A 19,576-nucleotide genomic window follows, 5' to 3' on the forward strand; every position below is an offset into this window, starting at 1 on the left:
TGTATAGGTTGGTAGTAGTAGATAGTTCGTTCGGTGGATTGGAAATAAAGTCTCGAACATGATCTAGTTTCGTAGGGGGATAAGGGGCCGATGATTCACATTTTGACTTATTACTGGGGGTGGTCATGAAAGAACCTCAGGGCGAAGGTTCCAAGGGGCTGTTCGAAGCGCTGATGAAGCAGCTGTCCGTGGCCATGAAGGCTGAGAAAAAAATCATGAGTTTGATTTTTTCTTATGCGCTGGCCGTCGGGTTCTTTTCTCTTATCATCCCGTTGACCGTGCAGGAATTGGTCAGCACCTTTTCCTATGCGGTTCAGCCGGTCATGATCTGGACGTTGACCGGCATTATGCTATCGGTGCTGTTGTTTGTCGGCCTGTTCAAGACGTTCCACTTCTACGCAGTGGATGTCGTGCAACGCCGCATCTTTGCACGAGTCACGGTTGCGATGGTGGACCAGCTTCCTCGGAATCGCTTTAAAGGTGCACGGCCTGAAATTGCGAACTACTTTATGGAAACGGTCTTCATGCAACGTGCTCTGTCCACGCTGCTGATCGACCTGATCAATGTCGTGGTGGGTGGTACGGTTGGCATGGTTGTGCTGGTCGTCTATCATCCCTATTTTCTCATGTACAACCTTGTGCTCATGGCTGGGTTTGGCATCACGTTCTTCGTGCTGTCCCGTGGTGCCCTCAAGAAGACCCTCGCCATGTCTCATGCGAAATACGACGTCTTCAATTTTGTTCAAGAGGTTTCAAACAATGCACTGCAGCTGAAGGCCACTGACAGCCGCCCGTTTCTCATGCACAAAACAAACGAGCTTGTCGGTCGGTATGTTGAAGCTCGAAAGGCAAGGTTTGCGGTGCTCGTGCGGCAATATATTGGATCCGTGGGTGGACAAGCCATCGCACAAGCCGGAGCGCTTGGTATCGCCGCCTCACTCATGGCATCAGGGCAGTTGACTCTAGGGCAGTTAGTCGCCGTTCAAGCGGTCGTGAGCGCACTCGTCATCAATTTCGACTCCTTAATCAAGAACATGGGGTTTGTATACTATTTCTTCGCCTCCCTGACCCACCTTGATGAGGTCTTTAGTCAGGAGCAAGATCAGGTCACAACTGAATCAACGGTGGCGTTGCCCAAGCATTTGGCTCAAGGAGTTCGGGTTACCTGCAAAGGGGTCAGTTTGGTTCATAGTGGGGTGTCGGTATTCGATGGCTTCAACCTGGATGTTGCGCCTGGTGAGAAGCTCGGTATCTACGCTCGGAGCACGGGGGCCAAAACAGCTCTGGCCAGAGTATTGGGTGGCCTGGAAGTTCCAACGAATGGCGTCGTTCAGTACAATGGGGTCGACCTCCGGTATATTGACGGCAATGCCATCAACCAATGCCGCAGTGTCATGATCGACTCTCAATTGTCGTTGGTGAAGGGAACGGTCGAAGAAAATATCGTGATGGGACGTTCCTATGTCACGTATGACGACCTCAACTGGGCCCTCCGTTTCGTCGAACTTGAAGAAGACGTCGAAGGCTTGCCACGCGGAGTCAAGTCCGATGTCTTTTCGCTGGGAGAATCCCTTTCGCCGACGCACATTGTGCAGATCCTCCTGGCTAGAGCCATTTTGGGACGTCCGCAAGTTCTGATATTTGATGGCCTCATTCACTCATTCGAGCCGTCGTTGCGTGAGCGTATCTTGCGTCGGCTGTGCTCGAAAGATGAAGCCTGGTCCGTGATCTTCGTGTCGACGGATCCCAATCTTACGGATCATGCGGATCGTCGCATCATGCTACATCATGCTCATTCGTAAACGATTGGCACGGCAAATCAACACCGGTAAATTAATGGAGGCTCCATGGCTAGCCTAGGTCGCGGTCTGGAAAACAGTGGAGAACGTGCGCTGGTCCGGCGAGGGGTCGGCTTAGAGGCGATCACCATCGATCAGGGGTCGGCATTGGCCAAGATGCCATGCTGGGAGGCAGTACAAATTCCTCGCGGAATGTTCACGGCTTCTCGCGCTATTCTGACGATCCTCTTACTTTTTCTGATCATCCTTGAATTCGTACCCTGGACACAAACGATCCAGGCGTCTGGAAAAGTGTCCGCCTATACGCCATATGACCGGCCACAGCAGATTGAGTCTCGGATTACAGGCCGCGTCAAAGCCTGGCATATTTATGAGGGTGTCAAAGTCAAAAAGGGCGAACTTGTCGGCGAGTTGGAAGATTACGATCCAACCTTTATGGCGCCCGAGATCCTCCCCCTCTTCGAACAGCGCAAGGTAGCGTTGGAACAAACGCGCCAGGCAGCTATGTCCAGGGCTGATCAGCTGACAAAAAGAATTGGCGAGATGAAAAAGTTGGTGCAGGCTGCCGTGCCCTCGGCGGAAGCTCGCGTAGTGGAGGCAGACAATAAGGTGGGTGAGGCTCAACAGAAGGTTGAGCAGTACAAGATCGATGTGCACACGGCACAACTCAATGTCGACCGTCATCGGCAGCTTGTCCGGGACGGACTGGTTTCCCAGCGCGAACTTGAGCTCACAATTCAGACCGAGATCGGCACCAAAGCCGGTTTGCAGGCAGCACAAGCCGCTTTGTCGGCTGCCGAGCAGTCTCGGTCGGCTTTGAGCTTCGGTCGTGATCAAGTGTCAGCTGATGTACATCAGAAACTGATGGACGCCATTGCATCACGTGATTCCGCCGTCGCGGAAGCTGCCAAAGCAACTGAATCATTGGCTGAGATCTCCTATAAACAACAGGGAGTTCAACAACGTATTGAGGCCGCAAAGCTATATGCACCGATGGATGGCACGGTCGTCAAGATGGCTAAAGTCGGTCTCAATGAGACAGTCAAGCAGGGAGAAAACCTGGTCACTATTTCTCCAGTCGCCTCTGATCCAGCTATTGAAATGATGGCCGAAGGATTGGATTCCCCACTTTTGAAGCCTGGGAGAAAGGTTCGGATCCTCTTTTTCGGAGTCCCGGCCATCCCACTGCCGGCTTGGCCTGGGTTGATGGCAGGCACTCGCGGGGGTGTGATCAAGGTGGTTGACCAGATTGACGATGGAAAGGGGAACTACCGATTCTGGGTCGTTCCTGATCCAGAAGATTCTCAGCCATGGCCTGATCAGGCTCAGGTGAGGCAGGGAACCAAGGTATTGGGTTGGGTGATCATGAATCGCGTCCCTCTGTGGTATGAACTGTGGCGGCGATTTAACTTCTTCCCACCGGACTACCTGGAGCGGGAGCCCAGTGTGTTTGAGATGTTCGCGCCTAAGGTGGCTGCCCCGGGCGGTAAATAGTCGATCGTGCCGCACCGATGGTGCGGCACGTCAGTACTCTCCTTCTTGAAGATGGCTCAGGGTATCCCCCTGGGCCATCTTTGTCTCCGTCGATTTTTTGGTGCATATTCATTGCTCCAACGCACCGTGATCGGCAACCACAGCTCCTACAGTGGTCTCGTTGTGTGTGCAGACCAGCGAATTGCTGTGAGCGCCGTATCTCGCTCAATTGTTCGAAGGGGTCATTGTCACCAATCCAATCTCCTTGACCCCAATAGTTGGACTCGCTAAGGTGCCACTACTTTTTCTCTGGAAAAAGACTGCATGATGGACATAGAAGGAGAGGTAGATGATGGCCAGAATACTGCAGACAGCGAACCGCTCTCGGCAACGAGCGAGCCAAGAGGTCAAGAACCGCAAGCCGCTTGTCGGGGTCTTGGGGGGGAGTAAATCAGATTTTCCCATTTTGGAAAAGGCCGGAGTGATTTTGGACGAGCTCAATATTCCCTATGAGCTACTTGTCGTTTCTGCACATCGAACACCGGACCGCCTCTTCGAGTACGCCGCCAGTGCTCCAGGGCGCGGGATCAAAGTCATCATTGCGGGGGCTGGAGGAGCGGCTCACCTTCCCGGCATGCTGGCAGCAAAAACTCATCTTCCGGTCATCGGTGTCCCGATTCCTACAGAAAACCTTCGCGGCCTCGATTCCTTGTTGTCCATCGTTCAGATGCCCAAAGGCATTCCCGTGGCTACCGTCGCGATCGGAGGTGCCGAAAATGCTGGCCTCCTCGCAGGACAGATTTTGGCGGGAAGCCATCCTGACATTGCGCAAAACGTTAAGCGCTATCGGGCGGCTCAAACGAAGCGTGTTCTCAATTCTCCCGAGGCCAAGGGCACCGGTCGTGGTAACCTCGGGGCGGACGAGATGAGCCGACGCCCGTGACGGAACGAGTCCTTGAGCCTGGTTCCACGCTCGGAGTATTGGGTGGGGGACAATTGGGGGCGATGTTCACTGCGGCTGCCCACCGCATGGGCTATCAGGTGGCTGTCTGGGATCCAGATGCCGACGCGCCAGCTCATCGGCTTGCCACCCACTCATGTACTGCGCCATTCTCAGATCTTGGTGCCCGTGACCGATTTGCCAGTCTCGTCGATGCCGTGACTTTGGAATGGGAAAATGTGCCGGCTGCGCTCTGTGAATGGCTGGAGATGCGTTGCCCGATGCGACCTACGGGAGCTGTGCTGAAGATCCTCCAAGACCGGATTGAACAGAAGCAATACCTATTGTCACGACACCTCTCTGTCCCCGCGTTCGCCATCGTCGAATCGGCATCTCAACTCGTCTCAGCTGTCGACCGTCTCGGCCTTCCCGCTGTTTGTAAGACCGCAAAAAGTGGGTACGACGGAAAAGGTCAGTGGCTACTTCGAAAGCCCTCGGATGTCCAGGAGCTTGAACAGATCTTGGGAGCAGTCAAGACCGGTCAACGATGGATTCTCGAACAGTTCATTGAATATGTCCGAGAGCTCTCGGTGCTCGTCGTGCGAAGCGAATGTGGGGCGTCCTGTGTGTATCCAGTGGTCGAGAATCGGCATGAGCTGGGCATCTTACGAGAAACGTGGGTGCCTGCTGCTATTCCACTTGACGTTGCTGAGCAGGCAACAGAACTTTCGAAGCGAGCCGTCACGGCGTTACAGGGTGTAGGTGTATTTTGTGTGGAACTCTTTCAGGCCAAGGATGGGTCTCTGCTTATTAACGAGATTGCACCTCGTCCTCACAACTCAGGCCACTATACGCTAGATGTCTGTACGGTATCCCAATTCGAGCAACAGGTACGAGCGACCTGTGGGCTTCCATTGGGAGAAACGAGGCTGTTGAGTCCTGCGGTTATGGTCAATCTCATTGGTGAGGAAATGAGAGCTGTGGCATCCAGCGAAGGATCCTATGCACTCCATTCAACCGCAGGGGCTGTGCTTCATCTGTACGGAAAGCGGATGATTCGTCCTGGGAGGAAGATGGGGCATGTGACCTTTACCGCTCCTCAAGTGGCGACAGCAGCAGAAACGGCTCGTCAGTTCATTGCACGCGTCCGACGACCTGCCTAAGCTCGTTCCAATCTTTCACACCTCGTTGCGCAAAAGACTCCCAGCAGACTATTGACAAAGTTCGTCAGCGGCGCCCACTGCCTCGCCGAAGCGCGTCGCGCAGGCAGATCGCATTGCGCAGAGGCTCAACGCACGGCTTGGGCAAATGCCTATTCCTACAGGTGCTGGGTGGGCCGGGCGAAAACTATCTACGGTTCGCCCCTTCGCGTGCTGCGGGTACTGGAAGGCCTTTGTGCGTATCCCTACTGCCGGCGTGGATCAGGCAAGAAGGTCAGAGAGATGTTGGATGCTGCATGAGCAGCCTTCTCGGTTCAGGAAGGGAGGTCCTCATTAAGACCACGTCGACCGGCCAGGCGAAAAAAAACGCACATCCTTCCGTTTGAAAAGACCAATCAGTGCCATGCCTGCGATGAATCCACCGATATGAGCGAAAAAGGCGACGCCCCCTCCTGTCGCGCCCACGCTCATGCCTCCACTGATCAGCTGCGTGACAAACCACATGCCGAGGACGATGCCTGCTGGTACTCGGGTCATCCCGATCGCGGGCAGCAAGACCAGCACGTGAGCGCGTGGAAATAACAGCAGATAGGCACCGAGCACAGCTGAGATGGCCCCGCTGGCGCCCACCATCGGGATTTGGGAGGAAGGGTCAGTTAAGGCATGGCTCAGCGCAGCCAGGATACCGGCTAGGAGATAGAAGACGACGAACTTCGCATGACCCATCGCATCTTCGATGTTATTGCCGAAAATCCAGAGGTAGAGCATGTTCCCAAGTAGGTGCATCCAGCCTCCATGAAGAAACATGCTAGTCACCAGGCTGAGAGATGCTGGAAAGGCAACGGCTTCCTCGGGAAGCGAAGCCTGGCCGAAGACAATGGCAGGGATGGCGCCGTATTGAAATGCGAAGAGGTTGGCAGCCTCCTGGGGAAGATTCACTTGATAGAGAAATACCGCGACACAGATGCCGATAAAGATCATCGTGACGATGGGAGTCCGTTGAGTGGGATTATCGTCGTGGAGAGGAATCATGAGGGTCTGCGGCTATGCTGTTTGGCGATGTGCTCGGAACACACGAGGCAATCTAGGATCACTCGGAGGAGTTCCATCCGTCTCCAGAGGAACGGAAAAGCCGGCTGCATGGGTATGGCCCCCGCCGCCAAACGAGGCGGCAATAGTCCCAACATCAGTCCCGTCGGCTCGGGACCGCATGCTGAAATAGCGACGACCATCGCGGTCATGCCAGATCAGACAAAAAGGATGATGCGGCGAGAGCCGTTCGCCGATTTGGCTCGTGAGAATGGCGCTTTGCACGGAGGGAACGACCACCCCCTGAAATTCAACCAGAGCAGCCTGTGCCGCGAGTTTGCCGACCAGTTCCTGTTCATACCGCAAGATGGCTCGGCCTTCCTGCTCGAGCGTCGACTGAGTAAAGCGATCCCATACATTGAAATCAAATGGGTAGGATGCCAAGGCCGCGTTAATTTCGCGACTGTTCGGCAAAGCCCAGGTCCATAAATCCTTGTCTTGAATGTATTGAAGCAGCCAGGGAGCTGGCGAGCGGTGGGCCCATTCCCAGCTTAGGACGGCGCCGGACTTTGTTTGATCGAAGTATGCATTTGAAAAGCCGTCCAAGGTCCGCTCAGCGGTGATATGGTGATCGAGAACCAGAAGTTCTTTGGTCTCGGAGGCCATGGTTTCTAGTATCGGCCGAGCGTAGCTGAAATCAACGATCACGACACGGTGATCCTTGAGATCGGGAGGGGGCGGGTGGCCGTGTTTGACTGGTAAAAAACTCGCACTCGGAAACTTTTTCCAGAGAGCCCAGGCTGCCCCGAACCCATCGGAACATTCGGCATGGTACAGGACAATGTCCGGAGAACCCTGGAATGGAGGCGCTGAAGATACATTACCCATAAGAGCTGGGAGAGAATAGCATGCCCAAGTCAGGACTAAAAGACATCTGTCGCGTTCATGCCGACCTATACGGCCTGGCTCACAACTCGTTCAGGTGACAGATCAATTGGCGAAGTCGGCCAGCATTGCGTCGATTAAAAGTGAACACGAGTCGAGGGAGATCACGCAGGGCCGGTTCGTCCAATTCTTCCGCGAGTGGGCCACGAAGTTCGAACGTGCCTTCCGATAGGAGATCGGAGAATCGGTCTCGGAGCTGTTCGAGTTGCTCAGGCGTAATGGTCTGCTTGAGCCGCATCACGAGCTCTCGTCCCACAAAGCGCATGGAATGATAGCGGCGATAGAATCTGAGGATCTGGCTCACGGCTGCATCTGCAGAATTGACGATGGTGAAGAGGCTCATGTCCTCTTCATTGATGAGCTTACGCGTCAGCAGTTGCCGCGTCACAAAGGCCGACCAATCGTCCCAATAGTCGCAGCCAGGGGCCTGAATGCAGATGATTGGTTGTGGATCACTTTTGCCTGTCTGGGCGAGCGTGAGGATTTCAAAACCTTCGTCATGTGTGCCGAACCCACCAGGGAAGAGCGCGATGGCGTTGGCTTCCTTTTGAAACATCAACTTGCGGGTGAAAAAGTATTTGAAGGTAATGAGCTTTGGGTCATCGGCGATTGTGGAGTTCGGACCTTGTTCGAAGGGCAGCATAATGTTGACGCCAAAGCTGTTCTCGCGTCCGGCACCCTCTTGAGCCGCACGCATGATCCCATCTGCCCCACCGGTGATGACCATGAACCCTTCCCGGACGATGGCTTGGGAGAATTGGTGGGCGAGTTGATAATTGGGATCGGTGGAGGGGGTGCGAGCCGAGCCAAAAATGCTGACTTTCTGCCGGTCCCGATAACCGTTGAAGACGCCGAATGCATGACGCAGTTCTTTAACGGCGCGGTTCACAATTTTCACATCCAAGAGATCTAAGTGTGCGTCATGGAGTTTCAACATGCCCGTCAGGAGCTCTCGCATGAGTGCGGCATGCAGGTCATCCTCTGGGCTATCAAGAAGGCTGCTGACCTGATGAAGAATCTCATCTCGCGATAAAACGGGGCGGGATCGACCCTGCGAAGACTTACCGGTTGTATTCATAGCTACCCTTTCCATTGAGTGAGACATAAAATTGTATCAATGGATCAGACGTTGGTCAAAGATTGTCGGGATTATGTGCGGTCTAGGAGGACTCGAACGTCTTAGGGAGATTGGCCAGTACCCAGGCTTTGATTCTGGACTGGTCTGCAGGAGAGAGATCGACGAATTGTATCTCTATACCCCGAGGCACGGCTATGAGGGAACCTGTGCTGCCAGATATCCGCTCAACTTGCGTGGTATTCAAGATACTCCCTCGGATGGTCAAAGGGCTCATTATCTCAGAGAGGCAAAAGCTCAATAGGACTCTGGCCCCCGGCAGTAACGGCGAGAGCGACTCCACTGAAGCGCCGGCATGACTGAGTTGTGAGATGACGACCTGATGCTCATCTCCTACGCCACCTCCCTCTAGGACACTGATGGTGGCTGAGATCTTCGTCGTGCATCGTTTTGGAGAAAGGATCAGGTCTCTCGCAGTGATGACGCCGACCGGTTGATTTTGTTTCGTGACGATGAGGATCGGTGTCCCGGTGGACATCATGAGCGCTGACGCCTCGTCCATCGCACGATCATACTCGATAAATTGGACCGGCCGTGTCATGATGGCGCGGACCTCAATGTCATCCGGTTTGAGACCCTGTGCGACGACCTTTTTGACGATGTCGGTCGGTGTCATGAGTCCGAAGCGAGACTCAGTATCCTTGACCAAGAGGCAGGGCGTGCGTTCGCGTTCCAAAAGCGACGCGGCTTCAGTGACCGAGACGTCTCCCGGCACTTGGACTACGCCGGGTGTCATCATGTGTGCAACCAGTATGGTCTGGTGATCCGTGGCTTTTGGCTCTTGACTGTCCGTGTCTGCCATTCCTCAGCGAGGTCCCTTTTTCTCACGAATCTGCCCCCCTCCTGGCCGCAATGTATGCCAAGTATAGCAGAAGGTCCACGGGGGCCATGAGAGGTTGAAAGCCTTGTCATTCAATGGTTTGCCGGCATACACTAGGAAGGAATTTTGACTGTCGGCAAGAGAGAAATGATGGTGTTGAGTGGGCCTTATCATAAGGAGTTCATTCGTCGGCTCAGGACCATTCCGGTGCATGGGTTAGGGCTTTCCGTCGATATTCATGCTCCGGACCTTGCTAGCTTGCGGCGAAGTCTACAAGAACGTCAAGTGCCGCTTGCCTACCTTGAAGTGTTCCGTACGACATCGACGGCCTTGGCATCCACGAGGAAAGAGGTCGGCGACGGTCTACTGACATATCATGGCGAAGGGTTGTGGGTCACGCAACCCGAGATGGCCGATTCGACGGCGTTTGGACAAGAAATCTCCGAGGCTGCAGAACAACTGGTAATCTTGCAGAGTGCCTGGCTGAATCATGAGTGTGCAACAAAATATCTTGCCGGCTATCACTACGGGACCTACCTCCCCCCGCTCTATACGCCGTTAAGCGCGAGCGTGGTGGCTGATAATACACGATTGATCCAACGTCTGCTTGATCAACAGTGTCGTTTGGCCAATGGGAGCACACCGTTGGTGCTGCTCGAAATGCCGCCTCTCACGTACTTTGTTGCAGGGACGATGTCCATCCCAAGGTTTTTTCAGATCGTTAGCGAACAGGCTCCCTGTGGACTGGTTTTGGACGTAGGCCATCTCTGGACGGTGTTTCGCTATTCCGGCGTGCATCGGACCATGTCACTCACACGATTTATCGAAATATTTCTCAACGAGTTTCCCATGGACCGTGTGGTTGAGATTCACGTGGCGGGTCTGGCCATTCATGAATCACACCGAGCCCTCACATTACGGCTGAATGATGGTTTGGACGATGACGCGCTTCCTGCCTGGATCGATGCCCATGCCGCCCCCATCCCGACCGTCTTATTCGAGATGCTCGATCAGATTCTCTGCCATCCACAGCTCACCAGCCTCAAAGGTCTTGCCTTGGAGGTGGATACAAAACCGGTGGCATTGATCGTGGATGAATTCGCAGAGTTCTCCCGGCGCTATGGGGCACTGTTCCGCCAGCTGAGCAACACCGAACAGGTCGTGCCGGATTCCGAGGCATGCGCACTGTCGGAAGGGCTGATGTCGACATCGAGCACACAAAATCTTACAGAGGCCTACGATCGATATGCCCGAGTTATGGCGGGGACAATGGAGCCAGCGGGAGCAGAGTGGAACCAAGACACCGCCAACAGCCAAGAACTGGACCTCTATCGTTCCGTCTATCTCCCGTATGAGATTCTTCACTGGGGAGGAAAGGTAGAGGACATGTTTGTAGAATCCTGTCGTCGGCTTAGAGAGCGTGATGTGTCGCTTGATGGGTTTGTGGCATTCTGGTTCCGTGAGCCACGGATTCTCGTCGGCACCTACGATTTTTTCTTGCTGAAGGTCGACCGGTTTGTAGAATTTGTCCATGAGGTGGTGCCAGAGTTGCACAGCATTGCTAAAAGAGAAGCCGAGGAGCTTCGGCGAGCGTACCGCTTTGCCAACGAACCCGGTGTGCCAGTGTGCGAGAGCTGATATGAGCTTTTGGTTGAATCTCCCACGTCCGATCATTGGATTGTCTCCAATGGATGGTGTCACCGATGCGTGCTTTCGATCGGTCATCGCCCAGCAGGGAAAGGCGGACGTCAGCTTCACGGAATTTACGCATGTCCATGACGTCTGTCACGGACCGGAGAAGTGTTTGGAGACGCTTCGGTACAGCGAGGGGGAGCGTCCCATCGTGGCGCAGCTCTATGGGAAAGACCCGGAGCGTTTCTATGTGGCGGCACAGGTGGTGTGCGAGCTGGGCTTTGATGGGTTGGACATCAACATGGGGTGTCCGTCGAAGAGCGTGGCGTCATCGGGATCAGGCGCCGGGCTGATCCGCACGCCGGAACTGGCGCGCGCAATTATGCAGGCAGCCAAACGGGGCATCGAGGATTGGGCCGACGGACAGACGCTTGAACAAGCAGGGTTGAAGTCCGCGCGCATTGCCATGTTTGAACGTCTCAATCAACAGCGCGGCGACACGAGTCCTCCCCCACGGCGGCGACTGCCGCTGTCCGTGAAGACGCGGATTGGGTACGATTCGGTCACGGTTGAAGACTGGGTCGAACAACTTTTACTGGAAGCGCCGGCCGTGCTCTCGCTCCATGGACGAACGCTCCAGCAGATGTATCGCGGCACGGCAGATTGGTCGGCCATTGCCCGCGCTGCCGCACTCGCGCGGGGAACTACGACATTGGTATTGGGGAATGGGGACATTCAGAGCCTTGACGACATCGCCGGCCGAGTGTGTGACACCGGAGTCGATGGAGTGTTGGTCGGGCGGGGGGTGCTTGGCGCGCCGTGGTTCTTTCGCGCAAAGGAGCGGGCTCGCATAGGAGTCGGTGGTGTGCGCAATCCTGAGGTTGGATCGAATGTCTGTGCGCGTCCGCTGCACGAACGGTTCGCGGTTTTAGTCGAACATGCCTGTCAGTTCACGCAGTTCTTTGGCGCACAGCAATTTCACCGCATGCGCAAGCATCTGGGCTGGTATTGCAAAGGCTTTCCGCATGCCGCCTCCCTGCGCGCGCAGATGGTGCGAGTCTCGTCCGTCGAAGAGCTCCAGGCCCTCCTCGCAGAATTTCACGATCGTCCCGCAACCGTCATGGACCTGCCCCAGACCGAATCAGACGACGAGTCGAGCGTACTGGTCTCACGATGCAGCTAGTGCTGGCGTCGAGTTCGCCACGCCGCCAGGAACTCCTGGCACTGCTGGGCCTTTCCTTCGAGGTGTGCCCGTCGGAGTTCGATGAACACCCCACGGTCGGGCTATCACCCATTGAACAGGTCAGGCGTTTCGCGCGCGAAAAGGCGAGATTCGTGGCATGTGTGAGGTCACGAGCCCTTGTGCTTGGCAGTGATACCGTGATCGATCTCGATGGCCAACTGCTCGGGAAGCCGGTCGACCTTGCCGATGCACGCACCATGCTGGCACGTCTGGCTGACCGTTCCCATCAGGTCCATACGGCCGTCGCCTTATGCGATCAGGCGCGGCATATTGAATCAGTGGAGGTGGCCACGGCGGAAGTCTGGATGAAAGCGGACTTCGAGCACGCATATGAACGGTATCTTGCATCGGAGGAGTCGTTAGGCAAAGCCGGAGCCTATGCGATCCAAGGACTCGGTGGAGATCTAGTGGAACGGATCGCCGGCGACTATACGACCGTGGTGGGATTACCGCTGAAGCTTGTGGCGCATCTGCTTCGGTCAGCCGGTTATCCGCTTCTCGTGAACGTCGAGGACCTGTATCGACGTCAACCCTATGCGAACTGGAATCGGGTCAGCTCCTAATTGCAAAGGCATGAGGGTTCACCTACAATACACGCCATTCATCGGATTGTGCCGAATACGTTGGGTCTCGCCATAGCGGCGAGATAAAAGGAAGGCATGACTGTTCGCAAACGGATTGCGTCGCTGGCGGGCTTGATTGGAGTCCTTGTAGCAGGGAACAGTGGCGTGTGGGCGATTGAGGTCAATCTATCGCCAGACGAGGCGCATAAAGCGCTGGAGATCGGGCGCATTCCAATGGAAAAGGCTAATTCCCCGGAAGACGTCAAGAAAGTCCTTCAGCAAGCGTCCTTAGCGACTCGCGTGGGGGCTGACCCGGAGAAAGAGCCCTGCGGCGCGAGCGCCGTCCTTCGCACCAAGCGGTATCGCCTGGAAGCCTTTGGTCGCCAAGAGGCGGCAGAATCGAAGAAGCGGAAGACAGACGTGCGCATGCCCGAGGAGTTCATTCAGAAAGTGATGGACATGCCCAACATGGAAATGGAAGTGCAGCTGTGCGGCGATGATGAGTACTTCGCCGAGGGCGCATTGATTGAGTTGCAGCAAGGATCGAAGCGAGTCAAGCCGATCGACATCGGGAAGGCCGAACGGGGGAGAAAAAACGAAACGAGCGGCCCAGTCTTCCGATCCCGGTTTACCGCAGTGTTTGCCTATGAACAGTTTGACCCCAACGCCACATCGGTGTTCGTCGTCAATCTGCAAGACGGACAAGAGATCAGAGTTCCCGCCGAATTGTCCAAAGTAAAGTAAGCTTCACCATTCTTCGACTGCTGCGCCCTCAAGCCAAATGCTCCATGCTCTGCCAAAATGACCATTCTCTTGGGATGCTCGATGCGACGGCCAGCTGTCAGCTGAAAGAGCTAGGTCATGATCCACCCATTTATGGGTCTGCCGTTCGTATCCTCACTTGCGACATTGGTGCAAGGTCTCCTACAATTCACCAAAATTCGCGGGAATTAGGCGATCTATGTGGGATTTCATTGGCGGGCCGGCTTTTGCAGTCCTTATTGGCTCGTTGCTGGTTGCATGGGCTACTTTCTGGTTCCGTTCACCACGGAAGAAGAGGAAGCGAGAACTTCTTATCTTCCTCGGAGCCACTGTCTCAATAGTGGCAGCATTTTTGGCATCAGCTCAGCAAGCAGCACAGGAACGACGAATTGCAGAACTAAACGAGCACATAGCCTCGTCCATCACTGGCGGTAATAGTTTTGCCTATATAACCGTTCTTTTACAATTTAACCCGCCGAGGCTCATTCTACTCCATCAAGGGGAATATCCACTTTATGATGTTACTGTGAGAATCGTTGATCTGGAAAAAACGAAACAGAAAGGCTATTCCATTTCGGACTTGGAAAATGAGGTCCAGTTTTCTATCGGCAATCTTGCACCGCATCAATCGCAAGTGCTCAAGCCCATTTCACTCTCTAATGACTCGCTCAGATGGAACATTTTCTTTAGTGCGAGGAATCAATTTTTCACAGAGTTGCTTCGAATGAGACGAATAGATAATCAATGGAAGACCGCACTCAAGGTCATAAATCTTCCCGTGGAAGGAGAACAGTCTAAGACACTGCTGGAGAAAATTGATCCAGGCTTTCCACTTGAGAAAAGCGGTCACGTCGATTGGGAAAATTGATCAGTAAGCTAGGTCTGAGTTAAACCTAAAAGGGAGCCGGATCTTGCGTTGACACATTGAGTATTCTGTCCGAAGACCGTCTACCTATGCATAACATAGGACTGGGCACCTTGCTTCACATTCATTCCCAGGCCTGCTTTCCTCGTTTCAGCAACGCCTTGAACAGCGGTTTTATCTCTTTGCTGACATTGCGGCAGCGTTGGCGCTGGCGTTCAGCCATGCGTCCTGCGACGAATCCGGCGCGGACACTCGTCGAGTATTTGAGGAACTGTCGGACGTGACGTTCGGCTTGGATCGCATCCTGATGGATGCCTAGTAGATCCTGGACCGCATGCGCGGACTTGATAAACCGGCTGGCTGGTTTCCCTACCGAGCTGCGAGCTGGTTCCCCCATATAGCGTGTGCATAACATTACCTTGGCATCGTTGGGCAGGAGCTGTAGAATGGCTCCATGTCTCGCGACAATTTACTTTCACGTATCACCGTCGATCCGGAACTCTGTCACGGGAAGCCCTGCATTCGTGGTTTGAGGTATCCTGTGGAAAGCATTCTCGAGTATTTAGCCGGGGGAGATTCCGTGGAGCAGGTGTTGGCTGAGTTCCCTGATCTGGAGCGAGACGATATTTTGGCCTGCCTGGAGTTTTCCCGAAAGATGTTGGCTGCCAAAAGTGTTCATCTGGCCTTGAAGTGAAGTTTCTCCTCGATGCGCATCTGCCACGCCGTCTCTGTGTTCTTCTCGAAGAACGTGGACATGATGCGATCCACACGCTGAATCTCTCGGCGGGTAATCACACGAAAGATTCAGTGATCAGTGAGATATCTGTGAGTGAACAGCGAGTCGTGGTCTCCAAAGACTCGGATTTTGTGTATTCCCATGTGTTACATGGACGCCCATGGAAATTGCTTTTGATCAAAACAGGTAACATAGCTGCTCATGACTTGAGAGCCTTGCTCGGTCGCCACTTGCCTGCCATTGAGCGGCTTCTCGAAACCCACACCTTGGTCGAAGTCGATCGATCATCCGTCACTCCCGTGATCTAGCCAAGATCCTTGATTTTTCAGCCAATGCAGATGGAGACAATGCGGCCTGTCCTGCGCTGACGAAGCGACCGTTCTGTGGGCAACTTCCTCCCTGTTCATCCCCACGCTTTCTTCCCTCGTTTCAGCAGCGTCTTGAACAACGGTTTTATGCCCTGGCGCACGAGTTTACGCCGTTGTCGTTGGCGTTCGGCCATGCGTCCTGCGACGAATCCCGCACGGACACTCGTCGAGTATTTGAGGAACTGTCGGACGTGACGTTCGGCTTGGATCGCATCCTGATGGAGGCCCAGGAGGTTCTGGACCGCACGCGTGGACTTGATAAACCTGCTGGCTGGTTTCCCTACTGAGCTGCGAGCAAGTTCCGCTGCGTAGCGGGCGCGTTTAGCCTTGATGCGGATCTTGTGCAGTGCGGTATCCGACGAGGAAGGAGTGAGTCGGCTGATCGCTTTGCGCAACTTCGTGAATTCCCGTCTGGCGAGGTCGCGCACGGTCAGAGGAGACTCCATGACCGAGGGGGCCTGTGTCGCTTGTTGAAGCCGACGGATCAGTTCCACGTAGCGAGCGCCTGTGAGTTCGCTAATCACCATCTGCTGAACGGCCTCCCGTTGCGTGTGTAGATGGGCGATGAATGGTGCCAGCAGCTTGCGATCTCGCGCATCTAAATTGGCAGATTCTTCCGTGAAATGGGCGATCTGGACGTCGAGATCGCGGGCCGGGCCCAGCAGCTTGCTGAGCCATGTGAGCTCCTGTTCCAGTGTCGTGACCCATGCGGGAAGGAGGATCGGCCGGGCTGTGCGGAGTACTGCGCGCAGACGCCTGGTCGCGACGCGTAGTTGATGCAGGCTCTCAGGCTCGGTGCCGAGTCTCGTGCCGGGATCATAGGCCAGAAGCCATCCGACGTGCTGTGCAAGTGCCCACTTGAGATAGTCGACCACCGGGGCCTTTGGCTCAGGCGGTGCAGAGGGGGTGGGGGCTGGGAGCGAGAGGGCCCGAAAGAACTTTGGCCGTCCGTCATGATCGGACGCTCCGGCCTCGCGCATCTGCTGTTCAAGGGAACGAAGCGAGGCCTCGTCGCCCTGCCGCTGTTCGATTTCAAGTTCGCGAAAGCGTTGGATGATACCGCCGTTCTTCTCAACAGCCACTGTGTCGAGGGCAATCTCTCCGCGATGGGCACTCGGCCATGATGCACCAAGAAGCCCCGTCGCCAGACACGCAGGGTCACGACCGGCACCAGTTTGCGATGGCTGAGATAGAGCATCAGCAGCTGGCGCAAGGAGTCTGGTGGATTGGCTTGGGTGCCAGCCACTTCTATCTCCTGCCGATCATCACCCAACGGGAGTTTCAGCTGCCAGGCCCTTTTCCCCCGGTCGATTCGATAGCGCAAGGTGATCCGTGCGTGGGCCAGATCATAGGCCGTGGTGTCGTAATAGGTGGAGATCACCAGCTTCCGAGGCAGCGACACCCCGGGCAGCCGAGGCAGACGGAAATCAGGTGTGACGGTCAGCTTCCGTTCGCGTTCTCGTTGTGAAGAGATCGGGGAGGAGCGACCATGAGGAGCGAGGTGGGTGTCCAATCGAGACAAGGTGGAATCCTCACGGCAGAACCGGCGCCTGTAAGTATCAACGCAGGAGAGAGGGAAACGCAACTCCCGGTGGGTTGTCAGGAAATGCCGGGGGAGATCGCCCGTGCGAACTGGCGATGTGGAAGAGAGGGGGCGAGGGGCTGCCTATCTGAGCAGGCAGCCGGCTCATGAAAGGCAGGGTCGTTAGAACTCGTCGAGGGAGACTGGACGAAGAAAGTCCCGAACCGACAGCAATCCGATGAGTGCACCGGCTTTGGTGACTCCCAGGTGGAGTGTGCGTTGCTTGTCCATGAGATCAGCGGCTTCCGTCAACGGCCGCCGCTCTTCGATGCCTGGCACCGGACTGCTCATGATGTCCTCCACCGGCACGAAGTACGCGGCTTTCTCCGCGCCCACAAACTTCTTGACGACATCCGACTCGGTCACAATGCCGATGATCTGCGCTTGGCGGACCACCAGCACACTTTCCACGTTACAGGCTTTCATCAATTTCGCCGCCTCGACGACCGACGTGCCTGCGTCTACTGTCACTGGTGCCTTCTGCATTAAGTTGCCGACTGTGACCATAATCTGATCCTCCATTTTATTGTTGTAGTGGATCCAGGCTATCAATGACGTGTTGCGTTGGCGTTAGGCGGGGATTACAGAAAGGTAACATTTGTGGGGTTGTACGGAAGATTGTTCACGCCATATTAACGATTCGGCAATGAAGCGGTGATGCGAAAAATATAGATTCCTGCTCAGTGCAGCAAGACGTGTACTCAGGATTCATCACGGAGCCCGTTCATGATGAATCGAAGTATCGCGACACATCTCCTGTGTAGGGGGTCGTGACGTCGATGGAGGGGAAACATGTTTAGGTCTGTACCAGAGAAGGGGGGAGGCACCATGGCTGCTGAATTGCGAGCGGGGTTTTTGCTGATGAAGTCACTCATGGTCTGTTTGGCAATCATTACGATGCGCGCCAGCAGCGTGTTCATAAGGCTAAGGTCGGTTCGGTGAAGGGATCGAACCTAACCTATAGTCAGGAAGCATCCAGTCGTATGCTGAGCGCTTGCGAGATTGGTGGAGGTGCGTCCCTGCAAGGCGACGAATGACGAGACTCTATATTGACGCGACCTCAGGGCGCATCATCAAGTTGATACGGAGGTCGCAGTAATGAAGTTGGGTCTTGTCTATTGCCGAAAGCGAATTCTTCCTCCTGACGAGAGCCGGTGGGTTGAGTATCTCCCCCTCCGGCTTTCGTCTTCTCCTTTCCCCTCACAGCCGTATCTCCACTTCTTTCTAGTCGCATCATCTACTTGCGTCCCAGGGATAACACGGTGTATGTGAGTCCCAGAATAGCGCTCAATAGTAACGCTTCGATGATCCACTGTGTCATGGCTTGTCACCTCCTTCCGGCTTAGTGTTCGACAGTGATAATTACCGACCCCACTGATCAACATGGTGGAAGTCTACAGGGGCACTGTTTCGCGGCCATTACAGAGGTGCTAATTCTGTGTGAAAGGATGGTGTGATGATCGTAACGGGAGGATTCTGACGCGAGATATGGCCAAGCAGGATGTGGTTACCTTCCCTATTCGTTCGCCCTGACAGCTGCGTGTGTGGCCAGGTGGGTAGCTGTGAACACAATCTGGCAAGAGTAGGCGAGTACCGTTACTCGAATTCCTCCCATCCGCTCAAACGACTGCCGAAGACCAGCGTTCGCTTTGTGGTGGAAACGAGAATGAGCCCATTGTCATTCTCCACACCCACGATGCGCTCATGCACATCCAACAACTTCGATGCGAAGCCGCCGAGCAGTGGTGTGAATCCAACCACACGCTCATTGGTGATGAAGACTGCTCCATAGTCGTTGCTGTGAAAGCGAGTCACTTTTTCACGTACACCTAATGCTTCTTCGAGCCATAGGCCGTTGACGCCCCGAAATCCGTACAGATGTCGATCCGTCCTGATGAGACTGAAGCTTGGGAGGATTGTCCGCTCGAGAACCTTTTCATTCACGTCCAGTTCTTTCTTGCTCCAGGTCAGGGCACGGCTTGAAAACCCTAAGAGCCGACGAGACGTCACCATGATGCCATTGATCCCATTCGTGCCTGAGCTGATGACCACTTCCTGAGCTCCCAACGGTATTTCCCTCCGGCCGCTCAATTGACTGGTCGCGACAGCTTGACCAGACTCCAGCCACACCGTTACTTCAGGCTGGAGCTCTGCTCGGGTGATACTCTGTGAAAGGAGCCAGCTCAAAGAAAGGCAGGCGATGAAGCATAGCCGATTTGCTGCGGACGCGGTTCCAAAAGCATTCATGATTTGTCTAAACACACTAACATACGAAGTACCACGGCTGATTACTCTATCCGGTCGGAGAAGGCTATGTCAGGCTAAGCGACCTTCAAGGCACACACGAAATCGAAGATTGACTGTCGGCAGTCTCTCGGCGTAATGGCTCTCACTCGAGAATCAGTAGGAGATAATAGGCGAGCTGGCTCTTACGCCACGAATGTTCCTTGAAACCAACGCATTGATTTCACGAACACCAGTAGTTGCCAGCGGTATGTACGGCACGAGATCTAAATGTTACAGA

General features: G+C 54.8%; 19 protein-coding genes and 1 pseudogene. 11 read left to right on the forward strand and 9 right to left on the reverse strand.

Going from position 1 to position 19,576, the window contains the following annotated elements:
* Window positions 1-125 precede the first annotated feature (125 nt).
* The 4 genes from E8D52_00840 to E8D52_00855 all read left to right on the forward strand — a co-directional run bounded on the left by E8D52_00840 (window position 126) and on the right by E8D52_00855 (window position 5,375).
* Window positions 126-1,802 (forward strand): ATP-binding cassette domain-containing protein, encoded by a 1,677-nt coding sequence (locus E8D52_00840; GenBank protein TKB70672.1) that lies wholly within the window; start codon window positions 126-128, stop codon window positions 1,800-1,802.
* A 45-nt stretch (window positions 1,803-1,847) separates the two neighbouring features.
* Entirely contained in the window at window positions 1,848-3,293 is a 1,446-nt protein-coding gene (locus E8D52_00845; protein ID TKB70673.1) for an HlyD family efflux transporter periplasmic adaptor subunit, read from the forward strand.
* A 331-nt stretch (window positions 3,294-3,624) separates the two neighbouring features.
* The gene (purE, locus tag E8D52_00850; GenBank protein TKB70922.1) at window positions 3,625-4,215 is read left to right on the forward strand and encodes a 5-(carboxyamino)imidazole ribonucleotide mutase; all 591 of its coding nucleotides are present in this window, start codon (window positions 3,625-3,627) and stop codon (window positions 4,213-4,215) included.
* Entirely contained in the window at window positions 4,212-5,375 is a 1,164-nt protein-coding gene (locus E8D52_00855) for a 5-(carboxyamino)imidazole ribonucleotide synthase (protein TKB70674.1), read from the forward strand. Before purE ends, E8D52_00855 begins: the two co-directional genes overlap by 4 nt.
* Before the next feature lie 330 nt (window positions 5,376-5,705).
* On the opposite strand, the gene E8D52_00860 is transcribed toward E8D52_00855, so the two are convergent.
* From E8D52_00860 to E8D52_00875, 4 genes are all read right to left on the reverse strand, one after another.
* A complete protein-coding gene (locus tag E8D52_00860) occupies window positions 5,706-6,404 on the reverse strand; it encodes a rhomboid family intramembrane serine protease (protein TKB70675.1) in 699 nt (232 codons plus the stop codon).
* Window positions 6,405-6,416: 12 nt separating this feature from the next.
* Entirely contained in the window at window positions 6,417-7,289 is an 873-nt protein-coding gene (locus tag E8D52_00865; GenBank protein ID TKB70676.1) for a hypothetical protein, read from the reverse strand.
* A 79-nt stretch (window positions 7,290-7,368) separates the two neighbouring features.
* Window positions 7,369-8,424 carry a TIGR00730 family Rossman fold protein gene (locus E8D52_00870; protein ID TKB70677.1) on the reverse strand — a complete coding sequence of 352 codons (1,056 nt, stop codon included), beginning with the start codon at window positions 8,422-8,424 and terminating at the stop codon, window positions 7,369-7,371.
* Between the two features lie 82 nt (window positions 8,425-8,506).
* Window positions 8,507-9,283, reverse strand: a complete 777-nt coding sequence (locus E8D52_00875; protein TKB70678.1) for a CBS domain-containing protein — start codon at window positions 9,281-9,283, stop codon at window positions 8,507-8,509.
* 165 nt (window positions 9,284-9,448) lie between these two features.
* Here E8D52_00875 and E8D52_00880 point away from each other — a divergent pair, with 165 nt between their 5' ends.
* The 5 genes from E8D52_00880 to E8D52_00900 all read left to right on the forward strand — a co-directional run bounded on the left by E8D52_00880 (window position 9,449) and on the right by E8D52_00900 (window position 14,369).
* Entirely contained in the window at window positions 9,449-10,939 is a 1,491-nt protein-coding gene (locus E8D52_00880; protein ID TKB70679.1) for a DUF692 domain-containing protein, read from the forward strand.
* Window positions 10,833-12,116 carry a tRNA-dihydrouridine synthase gene (locus E8D52_00885; GenBank protein TKB70680.1) on the forward strand — a complete coding sequence of 428 codons (1,284 nt, stop codon included), beginning with the start codon at window positions 10,833-10,835 and terminating at the stop codon, window positions 12,114-12,116. The genes E8D52_00880 and E8D52_00885 overlap by 107 nt, the downstream gene beginning before the upstream one ends.
* Window positions 12,107-12,739 (forward strand): septum formation protein Maf, encoded by a 633-nt coding sequence (maf, locus tag E8D52_00890; GenBank protein TKB70681.1) that lies wholly within the window; start codon window positions 12,107-12,109, stop codon window positions 12,737-12,739. Before E8D52_00885 ends, maf begins: the two co-directional genes overlap by 10 nt.
* Window positions 12,740-12,835: 96 nt before the next feature.
* Window positions 12,836-13,483 (forward strand): hypothetical protein, encoded by a 648-nt coding sequence (locus tag E8D52_00895; protein TKB70682.1) that lies wholly within the window; start codon window positions 12,836-12,838, stop codon window positions 13,481-13,483.
* 217 nt (window positions 13,484-13,700) lie between these two features.
* The gene (locus E8D52_00900; protein TKB70683.1) at window positions 13,701-14,369 is read left to right on the forward strand and encodes a hypothetical protein; all 669 of its coding nucleotides are present in this window, start codon (window positions 13,701-13,703) and stop codon (window positions 14,367-14,369) included.
* A gap of 121 nt (window positions 14,370-14,490) precedes the next feature.
* Here the strand turns inward: E8D52_00900 and E8D52_00905 are convergent, their stop codons facing one another.
* Window positions 14,491-14,781, reverse strand: coding sequence for a CHAD domain-containing protein (locus E8D52_00905; protein ID TKB70684.1), 291 nt, complete (start codon window positions 14,779-14,781; stop codon window positions 14,491-14,493).
* A 39-nt stretch (window positions 14,782-14,820) separates the two neighbouring features.
* Here E8D52_00905 and E8D52_00910 point away from each other — a divergent pair, with 39 nt between their 5' ends.
* Entirely contained in the window at window positions 14,821-15,060 is a 240-nt protein-coding gene (locus E8D52_00910) for a DUF433 domain-containing protein (protein TKB70685.1), read from the forward strand.
* Window positions 15,057-15,410, forward strand: a complete 354-nt coding sequence (locus tag E8D52_00915; GenBank protein TKB70686.1) for a hypothetical protein — start codon at window positions 15,057-15,059, stop codon at window positions 15,408-15,410. The genes E8D52_00910 and E8D52_00915 overlap by 4 nt, the downstream gene beginning before the upstream one ends.
* A 95-nt stretch (window positions 15,411-15,505) precedes the next feature.
* Here E8D52_00915 and E8D52_00920 read toward each other — a convergent pair whose 3' ends face one another.
* From E8D52_00920 to E8D52_00935, 4 genes and pseudogenes are all read right to left on the reverse strand, one after another.
* Window positions 15,506-16,552, reverse strand: a complete 1,047-nt coding sequence (locus E8D52_00920; protein ID TKB70687.1) for a CHAD domain-containing protein — start codon at window positions 16,550-16,552, stop codon at window positions 15,506-15,508.
* A 32-nt stretch (window positions 16,553-16,584) separates the two neighbouring features.
* Window positions 16,585-17,073 (reverse strand): annotated as a pseudogene (locus tag E8D52_00925) (CYTH domain-containing protein).
* A gap of 102 nt (window positions 17,074-17,175) precedes the next feature.
* A complete protein-coding gene (locus tag E8D52_00930; protein ID TKB70688.1) occupies window positions 17,176-17,574 on the reverse strand; it encodes a CBS domain-containing protein in 399 nt (132 codons plus the stop codon).
* A 1,074-nt stretch (window positions 17,575-18,648) separates the two neighbouring features.
* The gene (locus E8D52_00935; protein ID TKB70689.1) at window positions 18,649-19,299 is read right to left on the reverse strand and encodes a hypothetical protein; all 651 of its coding nucleotides are present in this window, start codon (window positions 19,297-19,299) and stop codon (window positions 18,649-18,651) included.
* Window positions 19,300-19,576 lie beyond the last annotated feature (277 nt).

This window comes from Nitrospira sp., assembly GCA_005116745.1.
GTDB lineage: Bacteria > Nitrospirota > Nitrospiria > Nitrospirales > Nitrospiraceae > Nitrospira_D.